Source organism: Mesorhizobium sp. BR1-1-4, assembly GCF_020165375.1.
Lineage (GTDB): Bacteria > Pseudomonadota > Alphaproteobacteria > Rhizobiales > Rhizobiaceae > Mesorhizobium > Mesorhizobium australicum.
In genome coordinates, this window is the sequence record NZ_JAIUIB010000006.1 from 97866 (window position 1) to 115959 (window position 18094).

Below are 18094 nucleotides of genomic sequence, written 5' to 3' on the forward strand. Positions count from 1 at the left end.
AGCCGATCGGCGAACCGGAGCCGGAAGGATTGCCCGATGAGGCGCCGTTACCCAATCCTGACGAGAACGAAGAGCCCCCAATGCACGCGGTCGGCTGAGCGGAATCCGCCCGTAGTTTGGTCACTCCTCGTCGAAGCGGCCGCCTTCCCTTGAAGGATCGCGTGACAGGACCGCTTCCTCGACATCGTCGGGCAATGCCTCGTCGCTTTCCTGGTAGGCGTTGTCGTCATCTTCCTCGGGCAATTCGCCGTCGGCCTCGTCTTCCACCTCGACGTCATCCGGAAGGATTTTCGCGCCTGCTAGCGCGTCCCAGTCCTGCTGCTCTACCGTGGGACCTTCAGTCTCCGTCGGGTCTTCCGTCTGAACTGCGGGTTGCTCTCTTTTGCGGGGGTCCATTGTCGTCCTCCGAAATCCGGGGAGTTTGCCCCGGATCGCCTGAAGCGCCCGGGGCAACAACTCGCCAGCTAGGCGGCCTGTTCCAGGGCACGCTCGTTGACGCCACCCTCGCCAAGGCTGGAAAGTGCCTCGTCGGTCGCCGTCTCCTCCTCGAGGGTCTCGTTCAGGAGTTTGACCACGTCGCTCTTGCCTAGCTGTTCAGCCCAGGCGATCAGCGTCCCGTAGCGCGCGATCTCGTAGTGTTCGACGGCCTGCGCCGCCCCGACCAGCCCAGCATCCAGCGCGGGGTCGCCCTTGTATTCCTGGAGGATTTCCGAACCCTCCTCGATGATGCCGTCGATGGCCGGACAGGTCTTGCCCCGGGCCGGCTTGTCGAGGAGTTCGAAGATCTGTTCGAGGCGGTCGACCTGGCCCTCAGTCTCCTGCAGGTGTTTCTCGAATGCTGCCGAAACATCTTCGGATTCGGCGCCTTTTGCCATTTTCGGCAGCGCCTTCAGGATTTTCTTCTCGGCGTAGTAGATGTCCTTCAGCCCGTCGAGGAACAGGGCTTCAAGCCCTTTCGTTGCCGCTTTCTTCGCAGTCGCCATGATTGTCATCTCCAATTGTCGTGAAGCCCACCAGCGGTGTAGCTGGAGCACAACTTGCCGTGAGGACGGTTGTTCCAGCCATCTCGCAAAGAGGCGACCGTTGCGTCGGCTCTCATCGCGACCGGGCTTCGCAAGCGCGTCCGCGGCACGAACTCCATCACTGGATCTGTTGCATGGTGCATTGACGCGGCGCCTTGTCCGGCCGCCAGCGCAACAGTTTGGTGCCATGCCGGAACCTGTCGCCGGTGACATGGTCGAAGCGGACCTCGACCACCAGTTCCGGCCGCAGGGGCTCCCATTCGCCGCTGCGCTGCGTGCTCCAGCGGCTAGGCCCGCCCGGCGCCTTGCCGGTGAAGCCGGGTCCGCCACGCAGCTTTTCCAGCTTTCGGGTGACGCCAGCCCGGTCATCCCTGCCGATGGTCGAGGTAAAGCCGACATGGTCGAGCTTGCCCCTATCATCGTAAAGGCCGAGCAGGAGCGAGCCGACCTCCTTGCTGCCGGTCAGATAGCGGAATCCTCCAACCACGCAGTCGGCCGTACGCAACCGTTTGACCTTGACCATCGCGCGTTCCCCTGGACGGTAGGGGTCGGCCAGCAATTTGGCGACCACGCCGTCGGTGGAACCATGACCGGCTTCCTCGAGCCAGCGTCTGGCGGCCGCCGGATCGGTCGTGCTGGGCGAGAGCCGCAAGCCAGGCTCGGCGTAGTCCTGAACGAAGCCCTCGATCGCCCGGCGTCGTTGCGACAACGGCTCGCCGAGCAGGATCGTGCCGCCCGGCGCGACCGGCATGTCGAACAGGATCAGCAGGGCAGGCGTTTGCGCGCTCAGCTTGCGGATGCGGCTTTCGGCTGGGTGAAGCCGCATCTGCAGCGCGTCGAAAGAAAGCTGGCCCTCGAGCTCGATGACGATCTCGCCATCGACCACGAAATTGCGGGCCTCGACTTGCCGCAGCATGGCGACGAGCTCCGGGAAGTAACGACCGAGCGGTTTGCCGGATTTGGCGCGCAAGTCGACATCCGTGTCGCCTTTGAAGGCGAGGCAGCGAAACCCGTCCCATTTGGGCTCGTATTGCCAAAAGCCTTCCCTATCCGGTAGAGCGTCGGCTGCCTTGGCCTCCATGGGGGGCGTGTTCAGGGGTAGGGCAAAGCTGTCCGTCATTGCCTTTCGTCGCTTTCTGGGGCACGCGCCAGCGGCGAAGCCCGCCAACCGACACCCGCGGCAGCTTCAGGCACCGAGATCGATCAAAGCCACGCCGAATTCGGCTCGCTTGCGGCGGCGCAGGTGACCCGGCGCTTCCACCACGGTGATTTCCAATGTCGGCCGAACGGTGCCTTCGAGCAGATGGCCGCCTTTGGTCGTGCCGTCGCTCAAGCCAAGCACCGCGTGGACATGAAGGCTCGGCTTGCCATCATCGCCCGTCGCGACATCACCGATCGCGCTCAGGACCTCGCATTGTTCGTCGATCGGGATTTTTCGATAGCTCTTCGCCTCCAGGTCGAACCAACCGACGGTGGCCCGTTGGAACGCGCCGATCGCCGTCAGGGAGGCGCTGCCGATCTTCTGCTCGACCGCGAAGCTGGTCAGTGCCGCGAACGCTTCCTCGCCCGGGTCGAGCACCACGACAAATGTCCGTTGGCCATTGGCCTCGTTGACGAGTCGCGATTTCATGCCGGCGTCCAATCCTCGCGGTCGGTCAGTGGGCGTGGTGTTCGGCGTTCCTCTTGCGGGTCGCCGCCGCCTTCTTTGCCGATTCGGACCGGCTGGCGGCCGATCGGGAAGCGGACGCCTTTCCGCCGCTTTTGCCGCCCTTGTGCGCCGCTGGGTGACCTGTGTGCTTGCCACGCCCGGAGCCGCCTTCCTTCTTGCCGCCACCATCGTCCTTGTTGACCGTCGCCCATGCGCGCCGCTCGGCTTCCTTGTCGGAGACGCCACGCTTCTCGTAGCCTTCGGCAATATGGTCGGCCTTGCGTTCCTGCTTGTCGGTGTATTTGGATTTATCGCCTCGGGGCATGATCGTTTCTCCTTCTCGATGGAGGTTGAACGCCAAGTCGGCGCCCGGGTTCCAATCGCGGTCAGCCTTGCCCGACACACCCTGTCGCGGGGCTGTTGCAACAAGGCAGGTTCAACCGATCGCGAACCTGACCACCGCCGCCAGGATCAGGATGCCGACCAGTCCTGCCACGAAGATGATCCGGCGCGTGCGGGTTCGCAGGATGATCTCGCCTTGCGAAGCCTGGCGCGCGGAGAAGACAGGTCCATTTTCGCCGCGTCCGTCTTTGTCGTCTTTGCCATGCCGGTCGTCGCTCATGACCGCCTCCTGTCGGGCTGTTACGCCTCTGGCGCCGTCGCGGGTGCCGTGTAGCGCCGCCGAACGGCATCGAGCACCCGTTTGCGGCTCTCGTCCGCCGAAAGCTTGCTGTCCTTTTCCGCCTCGGCGGTTTCGCGGGCGAGGTCCTTGTCCCTGATCTGGTGGCGGAACCATTTCGAATAGTCGCCCGCGCGCAAATGGAACTCCCAGGTCTTGTCGTCTATGCCTTCGGCCATCTGAGCAAAGATCATCAGATTATGGGCCCTGAGGTTCATCGCGTCGTCGGGACCGCGGAAATAGAAGCTGCCTGTCTCATCGAGTTGACCCTCGGCATATTTGCGGCTGTGGCGCTTGAGCGACTGGCGAGGTTCTATGACCTTGACCGTTGTGAGTTTTTTGCGCGCCCCCGGCCGCCAGAACAGAACCCGATCGCCCTTGGGCGTGGGAATGTCCTTCGGCGGCTCGATGCCGGTCTCATGGCAGAAGGTCTTCACCACGTCCTTCGCCTTCGGGCCAAGGGCGATGACGGCCGTCATCAGGCGCAGGGCGTCGGTCGAAATCGCCTCGGGATGGACGGTGATCAGGATCGTGCCCGGCAGTTCCAGGGAGAGCACGGCGCGGGTGTCGTCGCGCCGCTTCGGAAGAAGATGGTGCGCTTCGTCGATGACCAGCCAATGCGGCCTTGCGGTGCGGCGACGGAAACTGCCAAGGCCAGGCAGCAGGTCGGCAAAGAAGTCTGGCCGTTCGTTGACACGCAGCGCCAGCCCGTTGACGACGACATTGCTGTCGGCCTTGGCGATCAGGTCGAGCACCTGCGCCTTTGTCGGCGCGCTCGATGCATCCCCCAGCCGAACGGCGCCCTCGAGGCCGTCATAGTCACCCTCTGGATCGAAGACGCAAAATTGAAATTGGCTGTCGACGAAGCGTTCCGTCAGTGCGGTGGCCAAAGTGGATTTGCCGATGCCCGAACTGCCGGCGATGAGCACGCTTTCGGTCGGCGACAGATAGATGTCATCGCCACCGGACGATCCCAGAACAATCCCGCCATGGCGCTTCGGCACGATCCCGTGGTCGCTTTTTATCAGCTTGGCGATCAGTTCCTCGACGCCTTTGCCGCGTGCGCCGCGCGTGACCAGGTCCGCGGTGCTTTTGACCGCGGGAATGGCATTGTCGACCGCAACGCTGCAGCCGCAGGCCTTCAGGAAGGCGTGATCGTTCTCGGCGTCGCCGATACCCACAACATTGTGCGGCGACAGGTGAAGGTCCTCGAGCGCGGCCGCCAGACCGGTGGCCTTGTTGACGCCGCTCGGCAGGATCATCACCGCGCCCTTGTTGAAGATGATTTCGAGTTCGAGCCCCATCTTCTTGATGACCTCGAGCACGGTCGCCTGATGCGGTTCCCAGGTGGCGACGATCGACCGTCCCACGGAAAGTGGCTTCACCCCCTGCTTTTTCAGCCTGGCGACGAATTCGGGCTCCGGCGATGGTGAGATCGCCCGCTCTTCCTCGCTGGCCGGTGTGTAGATCAGGGCGCCGTTTTCGGCGACGACCTTGTCGAACAGGCCGACATCGGGAAACACGCGCTTGAGGTCGGGCAACTCGCGGCCGGTGACCAGAAGCAGTTTACGTCCACTTTTCTTGAACCGCTCCAGTGCCGCGACCGTCTTGTTGGAGACCGTCCCGTCATGTGCGAGGGTCCCGTCATAGTCGGTCGCCAGGGCAATGAAATACATTGCGCTGACCTCAGTAGCCGCCGACGATCGGCAGGATCTCGCCGGTGATGTAACTCGAACAGTGCGGGGAGGCGAGGAAAACATAGGCGGGAGCCAGTTCCTCCGGTTGGGCCGGCCGTTTCATCGGCGTGTCGGCGCCAAATTTCGAGACGTCGTCGGCTTCCTTGTCGGACGGATTGAGCGGTGTCCAAACCGGGCCAGGCGCGACCGCGTTCACCCTGATGCCCTTGGCGATGAGGTTGCCCGAAAGCGCGCGCGTGAAAGCATGGATGCCGCCCTTGGTCATCGAATAGTCGACCAGCTGCTTCGAGCCTTCTATGCCGGTAACCGAACCCGTGTTGACGATCGCCGAGCCCGGCTTCATGTGGGGCACGGCTTCCTGCGCCATATGGAAATAGCCATAGAGATTGGTCTTCAGCGTCGTGTCGAAATGTTCTTCGGTCAGGTCGCCGAAGTCGCTGGAATGGATCTGGAAGGCGGCGTTGTTGACCAGCACGTCGATGCGGCCGAATGTTTCGACCGTGGTCGCCACGGCATCGTGGCAGTCCTGGCGTTCACTGACGTCGGCCTTCAACAGGATGCAGCGTCGGCCTTCTTTTTCGACAGCGGATTTTGTCTCCTCGGCGTCCCTGTCCTCGGCCAGGTAGACGACCGCGATGTCGGCGCCTTCGCGGGCGAACAAAACCGCGACCGCGCGGCCGATACCCGAATCGCCACCAGTGATGAGAGCCACCTTCCCTTCGAGTTTCTTTGATCCGACATAGTAGGGTGCATCGTAGAGCGGAGCAGGCTCGATCGTCGCTTCATGCCCGGGTTTCGCCTGATGTTGCTTGGGGAAGGGCGGCTCGGGATAGGGGCGCGCGCCTGCCTGCATGGCGTGCTCCGCCTTTCCGTTGCGCTTCGATTTGTCCTTGGCATCGATCCCGCGCTGGATATGGCGCTGCTTGGCGACTTCACCGGCCGTTTGTGACTTCGTCTGCATGGTCGTCTCCTCGGCTGAAGAAAGTTCAACGCGCGGCAGACCGGCGGTCTGCGCGGCGCATGGCTTGTCAGAAGGTATCGCCCCCGTCCGCGTCAGTCCTTGACATAGGCGCCGGGTTGGCGGCCCGACCTTGGAGCCTTCGCGTCCTTCGAGTGCTCGGAGATCGCCGGGCCCGCGCCGGATGTCTTCTCCGTTGCGGGGCTGGGCGTCGCCTTGCGAGGCGGGTTCTGTCCTTCTGACTGGTGTGTCTCTTCATTTGTCTGATCCGCCGGTCGCGTAAGCCCCATTCCGCCTGCCGGCGGCTTGTTGCCCGCTGCGTCAACCGAGAAATCATCGTTCGGATCCGGGCCGGTCCTGGCGGGATACTTCCGTGCGCCCGTTTCATATTCGGTTCTGTCGCGTGCCATGGCTTCCTCCGTATTTGGCTGAACGGAAAACAGCCGCCGGGCGATCAGGTTCCGAACAAACGGTGATGGTCCCCCTTTTCGCCACCGGTCGCATCGCCCTTCGCGTGCGACGGCTGCCAAGTGCATCTGGATCGGGTGACGTCATCATCCGGCATGCAGGCGGGCGATCTGGCTCCCCGGGAGAAAAATCTTTTCCGATTTCCTCCCACGGCGACCGTGAATTCCTTTTGTTCGGCAGCAATGTCTATAAAAACTATGGACATTGGCAAACTGGTTCGAAAAGATCACAGGGCATCCATCATGACCAATCCGGCCATTGTCGGCTTCTCCGGCAATTTCACGCGGCCCTCCAAGACCCGTGGCTTCGTGGACCATATCGTGACGGAGATCGCCGGACGATACGGCCTCGCCGCCAGCACCCATGACATCGTCGATCTCGGTCCCAGCCTTGGCAATGCCAAAGCCACTCGGGACCTGGACGAGCAGGCCCGCGCCGTCCTCGAGCGGATCCTGACCGCCGATGTCCTGGTGGTCGGCTCGCCCACCTACAAAGGCAGCTATACCGGGCTGTTCAAGCATTTCTTCGATCTCGTCGATCCGGCGGCCCTCAGGGGCAAGCCGGTGCTGCTGGCGGCGACCGGCGGCGGCGATCGCCATGCATTGATCGTCGAGCATCAGCTGCGGCCGCTGTTCGGCTTTTTCGAAGCCTTTGCGCTGCCGACGGCCATATACGCCTCGGAGAAAGATTTCGCTGATGGCGTGCTGGCATCCGAAGCGATCCAGGCCCGCATTGGCCTCGCCGTGGACGATGTCGGTCTGGCGCTCTTCGGCCGGCAGCACGCCAGGATAGCCGCCGAGTAGCGTGCTCGGAACATATCCCGCTCCGACCGCTGGCGCGCTGAGGCGCTTGGCTGAAGCCGGCCGTTGAACGCGCCTGCGCGCCGCAGGGCGACTTGCAGTGCACGGTCGCAAATCAGCGGGCGCTGATGCTCCGCATGCATGGACGACCACGCCCGAAGATTGTCCGCTGCCAAGACCGGAGCATAGCGGCGTGCTTTTCCGTTACCGGCCGAACCGGTCCTTCACCCGGCCCGAAAGGATCGCCGCTCTGACGCCAAGCGGCCAGAAGCGGTGGAGCCGGATCGGCTTCAGCCCCGATATCGGCATCGGGAAGGGAATGGTCTCGTCGCCGCGAAGGCGGTTTGCCAGCGCATTGCCCATCGCCGAGGCCATGGCAACACCGCGGCCATTGTAGCCAAGGCAGATCAGCACGCCGTCTTCCGGCTCGTGAACGTGTAGAAGATGGTCCTTGGTGACCGCGACCCGGCCGTTCCAGCCATGTGTCCACCCAGCTCCAGCAAGCGCCGGCCAGAGCCGTAGCGCATAGTCGGTGAGATAGCGGATGGCGGAAGCATCGCCGATGGGCCTCATCGGTCCCCGTCCGCCCATGAGGAGCCGGTTCTGGACGTCGATGCGGTAATAGACGGTGATGTTGCCGGCTTCGTAGACGACCGGCCTTTCGGAAAGAATTGCGGCCGCGACCGTGGGCGACAGCGGTTCGGTCGCCGCGATGGCGCTGAACACCGGAACCAGCGACTGCTCCAGGCCAGGCCACAAGTTTCCCGTGTAGCCGTTTGTCGCCACAAGGACCTTCTCGGCGCTGACGGATCCGTTTGCGGTCTCGAGGAGCCAGCGCCCGGCCTGCCTGCTGAGCGAGAGAACCTCGCTGCCGCCAAATATCCGCGCGCCGGCCTTCCGCGCGGCGGCCGCCAGGCCACGCGCGTATTTCAAGGGATGGAGGTCGCCGCCGCGAGCATCGAACATGCCGAACATGTATCTGTCCGTGCCGGTTCGCGCCGCCATCGCTTTTGCGTCAAGCAAGCCGACCGGCATCCCCCGCCGCTCGCATTGGTTGGCCGTGGCCCGCACCACGGCTGCCGGCTGCGGCCGGATGGCCGCGCGTATGGTGCCGTTCTGCCGTACCTCGCAATCGATCGACAGGCGCTTGATGAGGCTGAAGGTGAAATCCGGAGCACCGTAGGAGAAGTCGATCATCCGCGCCCCCAGCTCGGGCCCGAACATGGCTTCGATCGTGTCGGGATCGTATTTGAGGCCGGGATTGACCTGGCCGCCATTCCTGCCCGAGGCTCCCCATCCCGGCTGATAGGCCTCGAGCACGCAGACGTCGTCGCCGGCTTCCGCCAGATGCAAGGCCGTCGACAGGCCGCTGAAGCCAGCGCCGACAATGGCGACCCTTGCCCGCTGCGCGCCGGCAAGGGAGGGGTAGTTGCCGGTGCCGCCAGCCGTATCGCGATAGAGGCTCCGGGGCGGGCTGCTTTCGTTCATGGACGAGGCTCTCACGACAAGGCGGCCGGCTTGAGGGGCACCATAGCTTTCAATGGCCGATATCCCGCAGGCGTGGCAGACCCAGACTTTCGTGTCGGGTACGCCAGGCAATTCTGCATGCTTTCGGGAGGTCACGACATTTGCGACAGGGCTGCCGCCCGTGGCACCTCGTATGAAGAGCCAACCACGCGATCCCGGTGCGGCGGATGACGTCCCGTTATCGCGATCAGCTTTGTTTGTATATGCTTGTATATGTAAGTCGATCTGGTAGTCTCTGGGCTATGGAGCGGCCAAGGAGGATCACATGCGCAACGCTTCTCTTTTCGACCTCTCTGGCAGGAAGGCGCTTGTCACCGGCGCCAGCCGTGGCATTGGCCGCAGCATCGCCGAGGCGCTGAGCGCGGCTGGCGCCGACGTCGCGGTCACGGCGCGTAGCCTGGACTCGCTTGACGAGACGAGGGCGGCCATCCGCGCGGCCGGCGGGGTTGCGCACGCCATTGCGCTTGACGTGACCGATGTCGACCAGTGCCGCACGGCCACCGCCGAGGCAGATCGCCTGCTGGGCGGCCTCGACATTCTCGTCAACAATGCAGGAGTGGAAGAGGTCCGGCCCTCGCTCGATGTCGATGAGGCGCTATGGGACCGGATCGTCGACACCAATCTCAAAGGGGCGTTCTTCTGCGCCCAGGCGGCGGCACGGCAGATGCGGGACGCCGGGCGGCCCGGCGCCATCATCAACCTCTGCTCGTTGACTTCAGAAGTCGGCATTCCAACGGCTGTGCCATACGGCTCGTCCAAGTCGGGCCTGCTTGGCATGACCCGGGCGCTGGCAGCGGAATGGGCGCAGCTTGGCATCAGGGTCAACGCCATCGCCCCAGGCTATTTCAGGACGGCGATGACGGAGGTGTTCTACGCCGACGAGGCGTGGCGGCAATCCATGCTCGCCAAGATCCCGCAGCATCGTCTCGGCGATCTGCGCGATCTGCACGGCGTCGCCGTGTTCCTTGCCTCGGATGCCTCAGCTTACATAACCGGCCAGTCCATTCCCGTGGATGGCGGTTTCCTCGCATCGATCTGAGGCGGCTCGCCCAGGTTCGAGAACAAGTCTTCCGCAATGTGACCGGCCGGCACATTGCTTTGAACAGAAGGAGCACCCATGCCCGACATCAGCTTCCACGATCTGTCATCCCTCGATGCCACGCAACGGGCCGGTCTGCTGAAACGCGCCGAGGGCGATCTGTCGGCCTTCGTCGAAAAGGTCCGTCCGATCATCCAGGCCGTCAGGGAAGAGGGTGACGCCGCCCTGATCCGCTTCGCCAGGGAGTTCGACAAGGCCAATGTGAGGGAAGGCGGATTGAAAGTGTCGGAAGCGGAGTTCGATGCGGCCTTCGACAAGGTCGAGAAGGAAGTCGTGGAGAGCATCAGGTTCGGCATCGAGAATATCAGGCATTTTCATGAGGAGCAGAAGCCGGAGACCATGTGGCTCAAGGAGATCCGGCCAGGCGCCTATGCCGGCGACCGGTATACGCCCATCGCATCGGTCGCGCTCTACGTGCCGCGCGGCAAGGGCGCCTTTCCGTCGGTGACGATGATGACATCGGTTCCGGCTGTGATTGCCGGCGTGCCGCGGATCGCGATCGTGACGCCGCCAACCTCGGATGGTTCGGTGGACGCGGCCACGCTGGTCGCCGCTCGCCTTGCCGGCGTCGGGACCGTCTACAAATGCGGCGGCGCGCAAGCCGTTGCCGCCGTCGCCTACGGCACCGAGACGGTTAAGCCGGCGCTCAAGATCGTCGGCCCGGGCAGCCCCTGGGTGGTGGCGGCCAAGAGCGTGCTGTCCTCAATGATCAATACGGGCCTGCCGGCCGGACCGTCGGAGGCCATCATCTTTGCCGACGACAGCGTCGACGGAGGCCTTGCCGCGCTCGACCTGCTGATCGAAGCCGAGCACGGGCCGGATTCTTCAGCCTATCTGGTGACGCACAGCCGAAAGGTCGCCGACGCAGCCCTTGCTGCACTTCCCGACCACTGGTCGCGGATGACCGAACAGCGTGTGGAATTCTCGCGCGCGGTGCTGACCGGAAAGCGCGGCGGCATCGTGCTGACGGCGTCGCTGGAGGAAAGCTATCGCTTCATCAACGACTACGCGCCCGAACATCTGGAAATCCTGTCGAAGGAGCCGTTCGCGCATCTCGGCCACATCACCGAGGCAGCCGAAATCCTCATGGGCCCGCATACGCCGGTGACCCTTGCCAACTTCGTCCTCGGGCCGAATGCGGTGCTGCCGACCAGCCGCTGGGCGCGAACCTACGGGCCGCTTTCGGTGACGGATTTCGTCAAGCGCTCTTCGGTCGGCTATGTCACCTCGGCCGCGTATCCGGAACTGGCGCAGCATGCCCGCAGGCTCGCCCGCTACGAGGGCTTCAGCTCGCACGAAAACGCGGTCTCGGAAATCCGCGACCGCTATCTCGCCGGCTGAGCGGAGACGATCGCGATGAGGGCGGCACGACTTTATGGACCGGGCGACCTGCGCGTCGAGGACATCGCCGCGCCAGGCATTCCCGATGCCGGCTGGGTAAAGCTCAGGGTCGATGCCGCCGGCATCTGCGGTTCGGACCTGCACAATTTCCGCACCGGCCAATGGATAAGCCGGGCGCCCTCGACGGCGGGCCACGAGTTGACCGGCACGGTGATCGCGCTGGGCGAGGGCGTCGATACCATTGCCGTCGGCGACAGGGTCGTCGCCGATTCCCGTTTCTGGTGCGGAGACTGCGCGCAATGCCGTGCCGGCAAGCGGCATCTCTGCGCTGCGCTGGGCTTCGTCGGCGAAATCTGCGATGGCGGCTTTGCCGAACAGGCGGTGTTGCCCGCACGTCTGCTGCATGTAATCGATGCGAGCCTTGACGAGCGCGTCGCGGCGATGGCCGAGCCGCTTGCCGTCGCGCTGCACGCGGTGCGGCGTCTGCCGAAGACGGCAGGTTCGGTTCTGGTCATCGGCTGCGGGCCGATCGGCGGTCTTGCCGCGCTACTGCTTTCGCGAACCTTCGCCGGCACGGTGCTTGTCGCCGACCGCAACCAGGCGCGCTGCGCCCGCGTGGCGCGGGTGACGGGCGCCACGATCGTCGATCTCGACCGCGAGGCCATTGCAGCCGCGACCGCCAATGTCCCGTTGCTGGCGGCCGTCGAGGCGACCGGCAGCATCGCGGCGTTCAGCCAGTTGCTCGGCGTTCTCGATCCAGGTGGTGCGATAGCGATGGTCGGCATCTTCCATGGCCGCCTCGACATCGACCCCAATGTTCTTGTCGAACGCGAGATCGCGTTGCTCGGCTGCCATGCTTTCGCGGACGAATTGCCCGACGCTGTCCGGATGCTGGGTGAGCTGAGTGAACCGCTGCTGGCCCTGGTCGATTGCGAGATCGGTCTGGACGACATCCCAGCCGCCTATGAGCGGCTGTTGGCGGGAAGCAGCGATGGCTTGAAAACAATCATCCGCATGCGGCAACCTGCCGGAAAGGGTTTTTGAAATGATCGATTTGCCCGACACGGCAAGCCCCCTCTACGAGAAGGTGAAGGACTATATCCTGACCAATATTGGGACGGGCCGGTGGGGCAAGGACCGCAAGCTGCCGTCCGAGAACGAGCTGGTGGCGTCACTGGGCGTGTCGCGGATGACAGTCCACCGGGCTCTGCGGGAGCTGACCTCGGCGGGATTCCTGATCCGGCTGCAGGGTGTGGGAACATTCATCGCGCCGCCCCGGCCGCAGTCGACGCTGATCGAGATCAACAATATCGCGGCGGAGATCGTCGAGCGCGGCAACAGCCACCGCTCCGAAGTCCTCGTTCTCGAAACGATGATGCCGACCAAGGAATTGGCACTGTCGTTCGAGTTTGCGAAGCGGGTTTCGATCTATCACTCCGTCGTTGTCAATTTCGAGAACGACTTGCCGGTGCAACTGGAGGAGCGTTTCGTCAATCCGGGCCTGATCCCCGACTACGACAAGCAGGACTTCACCAAGACAGCGACCTATGACTACCTGATGCAGAAGACGCCGGTGACCGAGGTCGAGCATATCATCTCCGCCATCCCGGCCGACAAGGAGGCCGCACAGCATCTCGGCATCGATGTCGGCAGTTGCTGCCTTCTCCTGCATCGCCGGACATGGACGGGGGCCATCGTGGCCACGATCAGCAAGCTGACCTATGCCGGCAGCCGCTATTCGCTCGGCAGCCGCTACTCGCCTTCCAAAGCGGGCTGAAGGCGACGGGAGTGAGCTGAAGGCGACGGGCCAATGCAAGCCGCCGAGCTGGATCAACCTGAAATTTGAGTCTCTCCAACTTGTATATGCATGTATGTATTTCAGCCTTGACATCCGCTGCCGCTGCCGCTGAAATATGTCAGCGCTTCAACCATGAAGTGGCGGGCAAGACGCCGAGGCACAGTGCCGCAAGAGCAGAACCCCGCAGTCTCACCAGACCGGATGCCTGGGTAAAAAGCGGTCTGATCATCAAGGGGAACGAAAGATGACGCTTAACCTAGCAGGACAATTTCGCGCGCTCGTGATGGCCGCCGCGATCGGGCTCGCCACCGCCCCGGTGGCCCACGCAGCCGATGCTGCCATCCCGACGACACCTGAAGCTGGATCGTTCAAGATAGGCATCGAGCCCTGGCTTGGATATGGTCAATGGCACGTCGCCGAGGCCAAGGGACTGTTCAAGACAAACGGTCTGTCGGACGTCCAGATCGTCAACTTTGCCGAGGACAAGGATATCAACGCGGCGCTCGCAAGCGGCCAGCTCGACGCCGCCAACATCGCCACCCACACGGCGATGGGCATGGTTGCGGCTGGTCTGCCGGTGAAGATCGTGCTGCTGCTCGATGTCTCCATGACCGCCGACGCCATCGTCGCCGGCAAGGATGTCACCTCCATCGCCGATCTCAACGGCAAGCAGGTCGCTTTCGAGGAAGGCACGACGAGCGACATCCTGCTCAAATACGCGCTCGCCAGGAACGGCATGTCGGTCGCCGATATCCAGCCGGTTCCGATGCCTGCCGCCGACGCCGGTGGCGCCCTGATCGCGGGCCAGGTGCCGGTCGCGGTCACCTACGAGCCGTACCTCACTGTCGCCATGGCGCAGAACAAGGACGTCAAGCTGCTGTTCACCGCCGGCGAGGATCCCGGCCTGATCAGCGACGTGCTGGTGGTGCGTGACGAGGTGATCAAATCGCGACCCGGCCAGGTGCTGGCCATGATCAAGAGCTGGGACGCCGCGCTCAAGGATTATAACGCCGACACCCCCGGCGGCCGCGCGATCATCGCCAAGGCGGTCGGTTCCGACGTCAAGGACCTCAACACCGCTTTCGACGGGGTGCGCTACTATTCGCTCGCCGAAAACAAGCCGGCGCTCACCGGCGAGTTTACCACCAAGACATTCGCCGATGTCGAAGCGGCCGCCAAGAACGCCAAGCTTCTGCAGGCCGATGTGACGCCGGAGCAGATGATCGATCCGTCCTTCGTCAAGGCGGCGCAGTGACGAGATCCGGATCGCGGTGGTAACGCGGATGTCCGGGGAGCCTCCCGCGAAAACCGGCTTGGCCCGCCCGGCACGAGCGCCCGCCGCAACACAGGCAAGGCGACGCCGATCCTCCGGGATCGGCGTGCCCATCGCCCGGTCGCGTTTCCTTGCGATAGCGGTGGCCGTCTTTGTCGGCCTTGGCCTCGCCTGGTGGGCGGCGACCGGGCTGGGATGGGTGAAACCCATTTTCCTGCCGTCGCCAGGCAGCGTTGCGACCCAGATCGCCAAGCTCGCCGCCGACGGCACCTTGTGGCTCGACCTCAGGGCTTCGATGTACCGCATTTCCATCGGCTTCCTCCTCGCCTCGGCACTGTCCATACCGATCGGCGTGCTGATCGGCAGTTTCCGTTCCTGGGAGGCGGCCATCGAGCCGCTGGTCGATTTCATCCGCTACATGCCGGTTGTCGCCTTCGTGCCGCTCTCCATCCTGTGGGCCGGCACCGGAGATACCCAGAAATTCCTGATCATCTTCATCGGCACTTTCTTCCAGCAGGTGCTGATGATCATGGACAATGTGAAACGGGTTCCCGCCGACTTCATCGGCCTTGGGCGCACGCTCGGCCTGCCGGACCGCAAGATCCTGACGCGCATCGTCGTTCCCAGCGCCTTGCCGGGCATCTGGGACACGCTGCGCATCAGCCTCGGCTGGGCATGGACCTGGCTGGTGCTGGCCGAACTCGTCGCGGCGACATCCGGCCTCGGCTATCGCATCACCGTGTCGCAGCGCTATTTCCAGACAAACACCATCATCGGTTACATCCTGCTGCTTGGCGTGCTTGGCCTCATCACCGATCAGGTCATGAAGGCCCTGGAGAAGGTGCTGTTTCGGCAGGAAGGCCACCCGCAATGAGGAACCGCCGGTGACTGTTCCCAAATTGCGCATCGCCGGTCTCGACAAGAGCTTCGGCACCGGCGAGCGGCGCACGCAAGTGCTGCGGGACATCAATCTCGACCTCGCCGACAACGAGTTCGTCTCCCTCGTCGGCACGTCGGGCTGCGGCAAGAGCACGCTGCTGTCGATCGTCGCTGGACTGCAGGATTTCGACGCCGGCGATCTCAGCATCGATGGCGCGCCGATCCTGCAGCCGGGCCTCGACCGTGGTGTCGTCTTCCAGTCCTATACGCTGCTCCCCTGGCTGACGGCGCGGCAGAATATCGAGTTTGCTCTCAAGGCCGCCGGCTATGATCGCGCCGCCTGCCGCGAGATCGCGCTCGAGCATCTCGACCTCGTCAAGCTCACGCAAAGCGCCGATCGCTTCCCGCCCGAACTGTCGGGCGGCATGAAGCAGCGCGTCGCCATCGCGCGCGCTCTCTCCTATCGCCCCAAAATGCTGCTGATGGACGAACCCTTTGGCGCGCTCGACGCCTTGACCCGACACCAGATGCAGGAACTGCTGACCCAGATCTGGGAGGAGCACCGGCTCACGGTGCTGTTCGTCACGCATGACGTCGAGGAGGCCGTTTATCTATCGGACCGCATCGTCGTCATGGGGATCGGCCCGGGTCGCATCATGCAGACCTTCAACGTCGACATCGAACGCCCGCGTCGGGAAGAAGTGATGGAAACGCCGGCCTTCATGGATTTGCAGCGCGGCGTGCACAAGGCGATCCGCGAGGCGTCAAGACGTCCCGAAATGGTGTAGTGCCAGCAATCTTCGTAGGCCCGCCGGCGGACAGGTATCATGGGCCGTGAGGACCGCACAGGCCGAGCGTCCACTGGATGGTTCCACAGAAGTCGTCAGCGCGGCCCCGGTAACTGCCGTAGCCATTGTAGTAGCTGTCCATCCAGTCGTTATTGTCGGCCGAATTCTCGCCGGTCCAGCCCCTGCCGACCCAACCGTCGCGGTGTCCGTGCCCGCGGTTCGCGGCGTGCGCGTGGCCATTATGAGCGGTGACGCGGACATAATGGTGCCTGGTGACGGCGGCATCGGCCCCAGTGGCAAACAGGACAGCACTCGCGGCCAGCAGCACCACGAGGGAGCCGAGGAATACGCTTCGCTTTCTCATCGGCATGTCTCCTTGCTATTCGAGACATATGGGAAAGAACGCCCGCCTCGCTGCACACGTTCCTTCACGAAATCGGGACGGCGCTCGCTGAAATGGACAGTGTTTGTCCGCGGCACTCGTGGTGCCGGTCAAGATTTGTTGACTTCCCGCGAAGCGGAAATGACTACCGCTCGCCGATTTGCCGGATCACAAGAGGGCCTGCGATCAGGCCCGGCCGGCCGGCAAGGCAATCTTGCCTTTGAACCGGGACAAGCCACTTTGGCCGATAGAAGCCATCTGCATGACGGAATTGACCAGAGCATTGGAACAGCCTCAATTTGCCACCGAGCGCGACCCGAGGCTGCGGCTGATCATTCCGATCATCGTCGCCATCGCGTTTTTGATGGAGCAGCTCGATTCCACCATCATCACCACCGCGATCCCGGCAATAGCGCAAAGTCTCGACACGACGCCGGTCCGGCTGAACCTTGCGATCACCACCTACATCTTGACCCTCGCCGTGTTCATCCCGGTCAGCGGCTGGTTTGCCGACAGGTTCGGCGCGCGCAGGGTGTTCGCGCTGGCGCTTTTCACCTTCACCCTTGGCTCGGCGCTGTGCGGCATGGCCGACAGTTTCGGCATGCTGTTGGCGATGCGTGCCCTGCAGGGGCTGGGCGGCGCCATGATGACGCCGGTCGGTCGGCTGATCCTGCTGCGCAGCTTTCCGCGCAGCGGCCTGATCACCGCCATGACCTATATGACCCTGCCGGCCATCATGGGGCCTGTCATCGGGCCGCTGCTCGGCGGCCTGCTGACCACCTACGCGTCGTGGCGCTGGATATTCTATGTCAACGTGCCGTTCGGCTGCCTTGGTATCGTTGCCGCGCTGCGCTTCGTCGACGACTTCCATGGCGAGGCGGTGCAGCGTTTCGATGTCCCGGGCTTCCTGATGGTGGGGTTTGGCGTGGCACTACTGCAGTTCGGGCTGGAGAATATCGGTCGGCCGGTCATTCCCGGCTCCGCGACGGTGCTGGTGCTGGCCGCGGCCGCGTTGCTGCTGCTTGCCTTCGGGCGCTATGCGCGCCGCGTCGTGGCGCCGGCTGTCGACCTGACGCTGTTTCGGTTCCGGTCGTTCTGGGTTGGTACGCTGGCGGGCGGCCTGTGCCGCGTCGGTCTCAACGGCGTGCCGTTCCTGGTGCCGCTAATGCTGCAGGTCGGCTTCGGCATGAGCCCGGTCGCATCAGGCTCGCTGACATTCGTCGGCAGCTTCGGGGCGCTGCTCATGCGGCCGCTGCTGTCGCCGCTGCTGCGGCGCTTTGGCTTCGGTGTCGTGCTGGTCGGCAGCGCGCTCGTCGGTTCCGCCACCGTTGCGGGCTTCGCTCTGATGGGTCCCGATACGCCGCATTGGCTGATCGGTTTCTATGTCTTCCTGTTCGGCATCGTCCGCTCGGCGCAGTTCATGACATCCAACACCCTGTCCTACGCCGATCTGCCGGCCGACAAGCTCAGCCGCGCCACCAGCCTTGGCGGTGTGCTGCAGCAGCTCAGCGTGTCGCTTGGCGTCTCGATCGCCGCGATGCTGCTGGGCCTGATTGCGGGCGAAAGCCATGTCCTGACGCCGGAACGCTTTCATCAGGTGTTCCTGCTGACCGCGCTCATCCCGCTGCTCTCGATTCCGGGCTTCCTGTACCTGCGCGCCGAAGACGGCGTTCAAGTTAGCGGCCACATCAAGGGATCTCGCAAATAGGTCGTGTCGGAGGCATCAGGCAATCCG

Annotated in this window: 19 protein-coding genes; 9 read left to right on the top strand and 10 right to left on the bottom strand. The window is 63.8% G+C overall.

Annotated elements, in window-relative coordinates:
- Positions 1-120: 120 nt before the first annotated feature.
- The 8 genes from LB571_RS14625 to LB571_RS14660 form a co-directional block, all read right to left on the bottom strand.
- Positions 121-396: a hypothetical protein gene (locus tag LB571_RS14625; protein WP_015319109.1), complete on the bottom strand. Its 276-nt coding sequence runs from the start codon at positions 394-396 to the stop codon at positions 121-123.
- Between the two features lie 68 nt (positions 397-464).
- A complete protein-coding gene (locus LB571_RS14630) occupies positions 465-983 on the bottom strand; it encodes a ferritin-like domain-containing protein (protein WP_015319108.1) in 519 nt (172 codons plus the stop codon).
- A gap of 157 nt (positions 984-1140) precedes the next feature.
- Positions 1141-2142: an ATP-dependent DNA ligase gene (locus LB571_RS14635; RefSeq protein ID WP_224595363.1), complete on the bottom strand. Its 1002-nt coding sequence runs from the start codon at positions 2140-2142 to the stop codon at positions 1141-1143.
- 66 nt (positions 2143-2208) lie between these two features.
- Complete coding sequence (locus LB571_RS14640; RefSeq protein WP_015319106.1) at positions 2209-2652, bottom strand: PPC domain-containing DNA-binding protein; 444 nt, start codon at positions 2650-2652, stop codon at positions 2209-2211.
- Between the two features lie 25 nt (positions 2653-2677).
- Positions 2678-2995, bottom strand: coding sequence for a hypothetical protein (locus tag LB571_RS14645; protein ID WP_015319105.1), 318 nt, complete (start codon positions 2993-2995; stop codon positions 2678-2680).
- Positions 2996-3106: 111 nt separating this feature from the next.
- Positions 3107-3292, bottom strand: coding sequence for a hypothetical protein (locus tag LB571_RS14650; RefSeq protein ID WP_140617515.1), 186 nt, complete (start codon positions 3290-3292; stop codon positions 3107-3109).
- Positions 3293-3312: 20 nt separating this feature from the next.
- Positions 3313-5025, bottom strand: coding sequence for an HAD-IIB family hydrolase (locus LB571_RS14655; RefSeq protein WP_224595364.1), 1713 nt, complete (start codon positions 5023-5025; stop codon positions 3313-3315).
- Between the two features lie 10 nt (positions 5026-5035).
- Complete coding sequence (locus tag LB571_RS14660; protein WP_224595366.1) at positions 5036-6007, bottom strand: SDR family oxidoreductase; 972 nt, start codon at positions 6005-6007, stop codon at positions 5036-5038.
- A gap of 707 nt (positions 6008-6714) precedes the next feature.
- Here LB571_RS14660 and msuE point away from each other — a divergent pair.
- A complete protein-coding gene (msuE, locus tag LB571_RS14665) occupies positions 6715-7275 on the top strand; it encodes an FMN reductase (RefSeq protein ID WP_140617612.1) in 561 nt (186 codons plus the stop codon).
- 201 nt (positions 7276-7476) lie between these two features.
- On the opposite strand, the gene LB571_RS14670 is transcribed toward msuE, so the two are convergent.
- Positions 7477-8760, bottom strand: coding sequence for an NAD(P)/FAD-dependent oxidoreductase (locus LB571_RS14670; RefSeq protein ID WP_224595368.1), 1284 nt, complete (start codon positions 8758-8760; stop codon positions 7477-7479).
- Positions 8761-9064: 304 nt separating this feature from the next.
- On the opposite strand from LB571_RS14670, the gene LB571_RS14675 reads away from it, so the two are divergent.
- From LB571_RS14675 to LB571_RS14705, 7 genes are all read left to right on the top strand, one after another.
- Positions 9065-9838 carry an SDR family NAD(P)-dependent oxidoreductase gene (locus LB571_RS14675; protein WP_224595369.1) on the top strand — a complete coding sequence of 258 codons (774 nt, stop codon included), beginning with the start codon at positions 9065-9067 and terminating at the stop codon, positions 9836-9838.
- Positions 9839-9916: 78 nt separating this feature from the next.
- Positions 9917-11239 (top strand): histidinol dehydrogenase, encoded by a 1323-nt coding sequence (gene hisD, locus LB571_RS14680; RefSeq protein WP_224595371.1) that lies wholly within the window; start codon positions 9917-9919, stop codon positions 11237-11239.
- Positions 11240-11254: 15 nt separating this feature from the next.
- Positions 11255-12283: a zinc-dependent alcohol dehydrogenase gene (locus LB571_RS14685; protein ID WP_224595373.1), complete on the top strand. Its 1029-nt coding sequence runs from the start codon at positions 11255-11257 to the stop codon at positions 12281-12283.
- 1 nt (position 12284) lies between these two features.
- On the top strand, positions 12285-13016 hold the full coding sequence (gene hutC, locus LB571_RS14690) for a histidine utilization repressor (protein WP_224595375.1): 732 nt from the start codon (positions 12285-12287) through the stop codon (positions 13014-13016).
- A gap of 265 nt (positions 13017-13281) precedes the next feature.
- Complete coding sequence (locus LB571_RS14695; protein ID WP_224595378.1) at positions 13282-14292, top strand: ABC transporter substrate-binding protein; 1011 nt, start codon at positions 13282-13284, stop codon at positions 14290-14292.
- 28 nt (positions 14293-14320) lie between these two features.
- Positions 14321-15184, top strand: a complete 864-nt coding sequence (locus tag LB571_RS14700; protein ID WP_263484680.1) for an ABC transporter permease — start codon at positions 14321-14323, stop codon at positions 15182-15184.
- Between the two features lie 10 nt (positions 15185-15194).
- Positions 15195-15977, top strand: a complete 783-nt coding sequence (locus LB571_RS14705) for an ABC transporter ATP-binding protein (protein ID WP_224595383.1) — start codon at positions 15195-15197, stop codon at positions 15975-15977.
- A 37-nt stretch (positions 15978-16014) separates the two neighbouring features.
- Here the strand turns inward: LB571_RS14705 and LB571_RS14710 are convergent, their stop codons facing one another.
- Positions 16015-16341 (bottom strand): hypothetical protein, encoded by a 327-nt coding sequence (locus LB571_RS14710; RefSeq protein WP_224595386.1) that lies wholly within the window; start codon positions 16339-16341, stop codon positions 16015-16017.
- Between the two features lie 280 nt (positions 16342-16621).
- On the opposite strand from LB571_RS14710, the gene LB571_RS14715 reads away from it, so the two are divergent.
- Entirely contained in the window at positions 16622-18067 is a 1446-nt protein-coding gene (locus LB571_RS14715; protein ID WP_224595389.1) for a DHA2 family efflux MFS transporter permease subunit, read from the top strand.
- Positions 18068-18094: the final 27 nt, after the last annotated feature.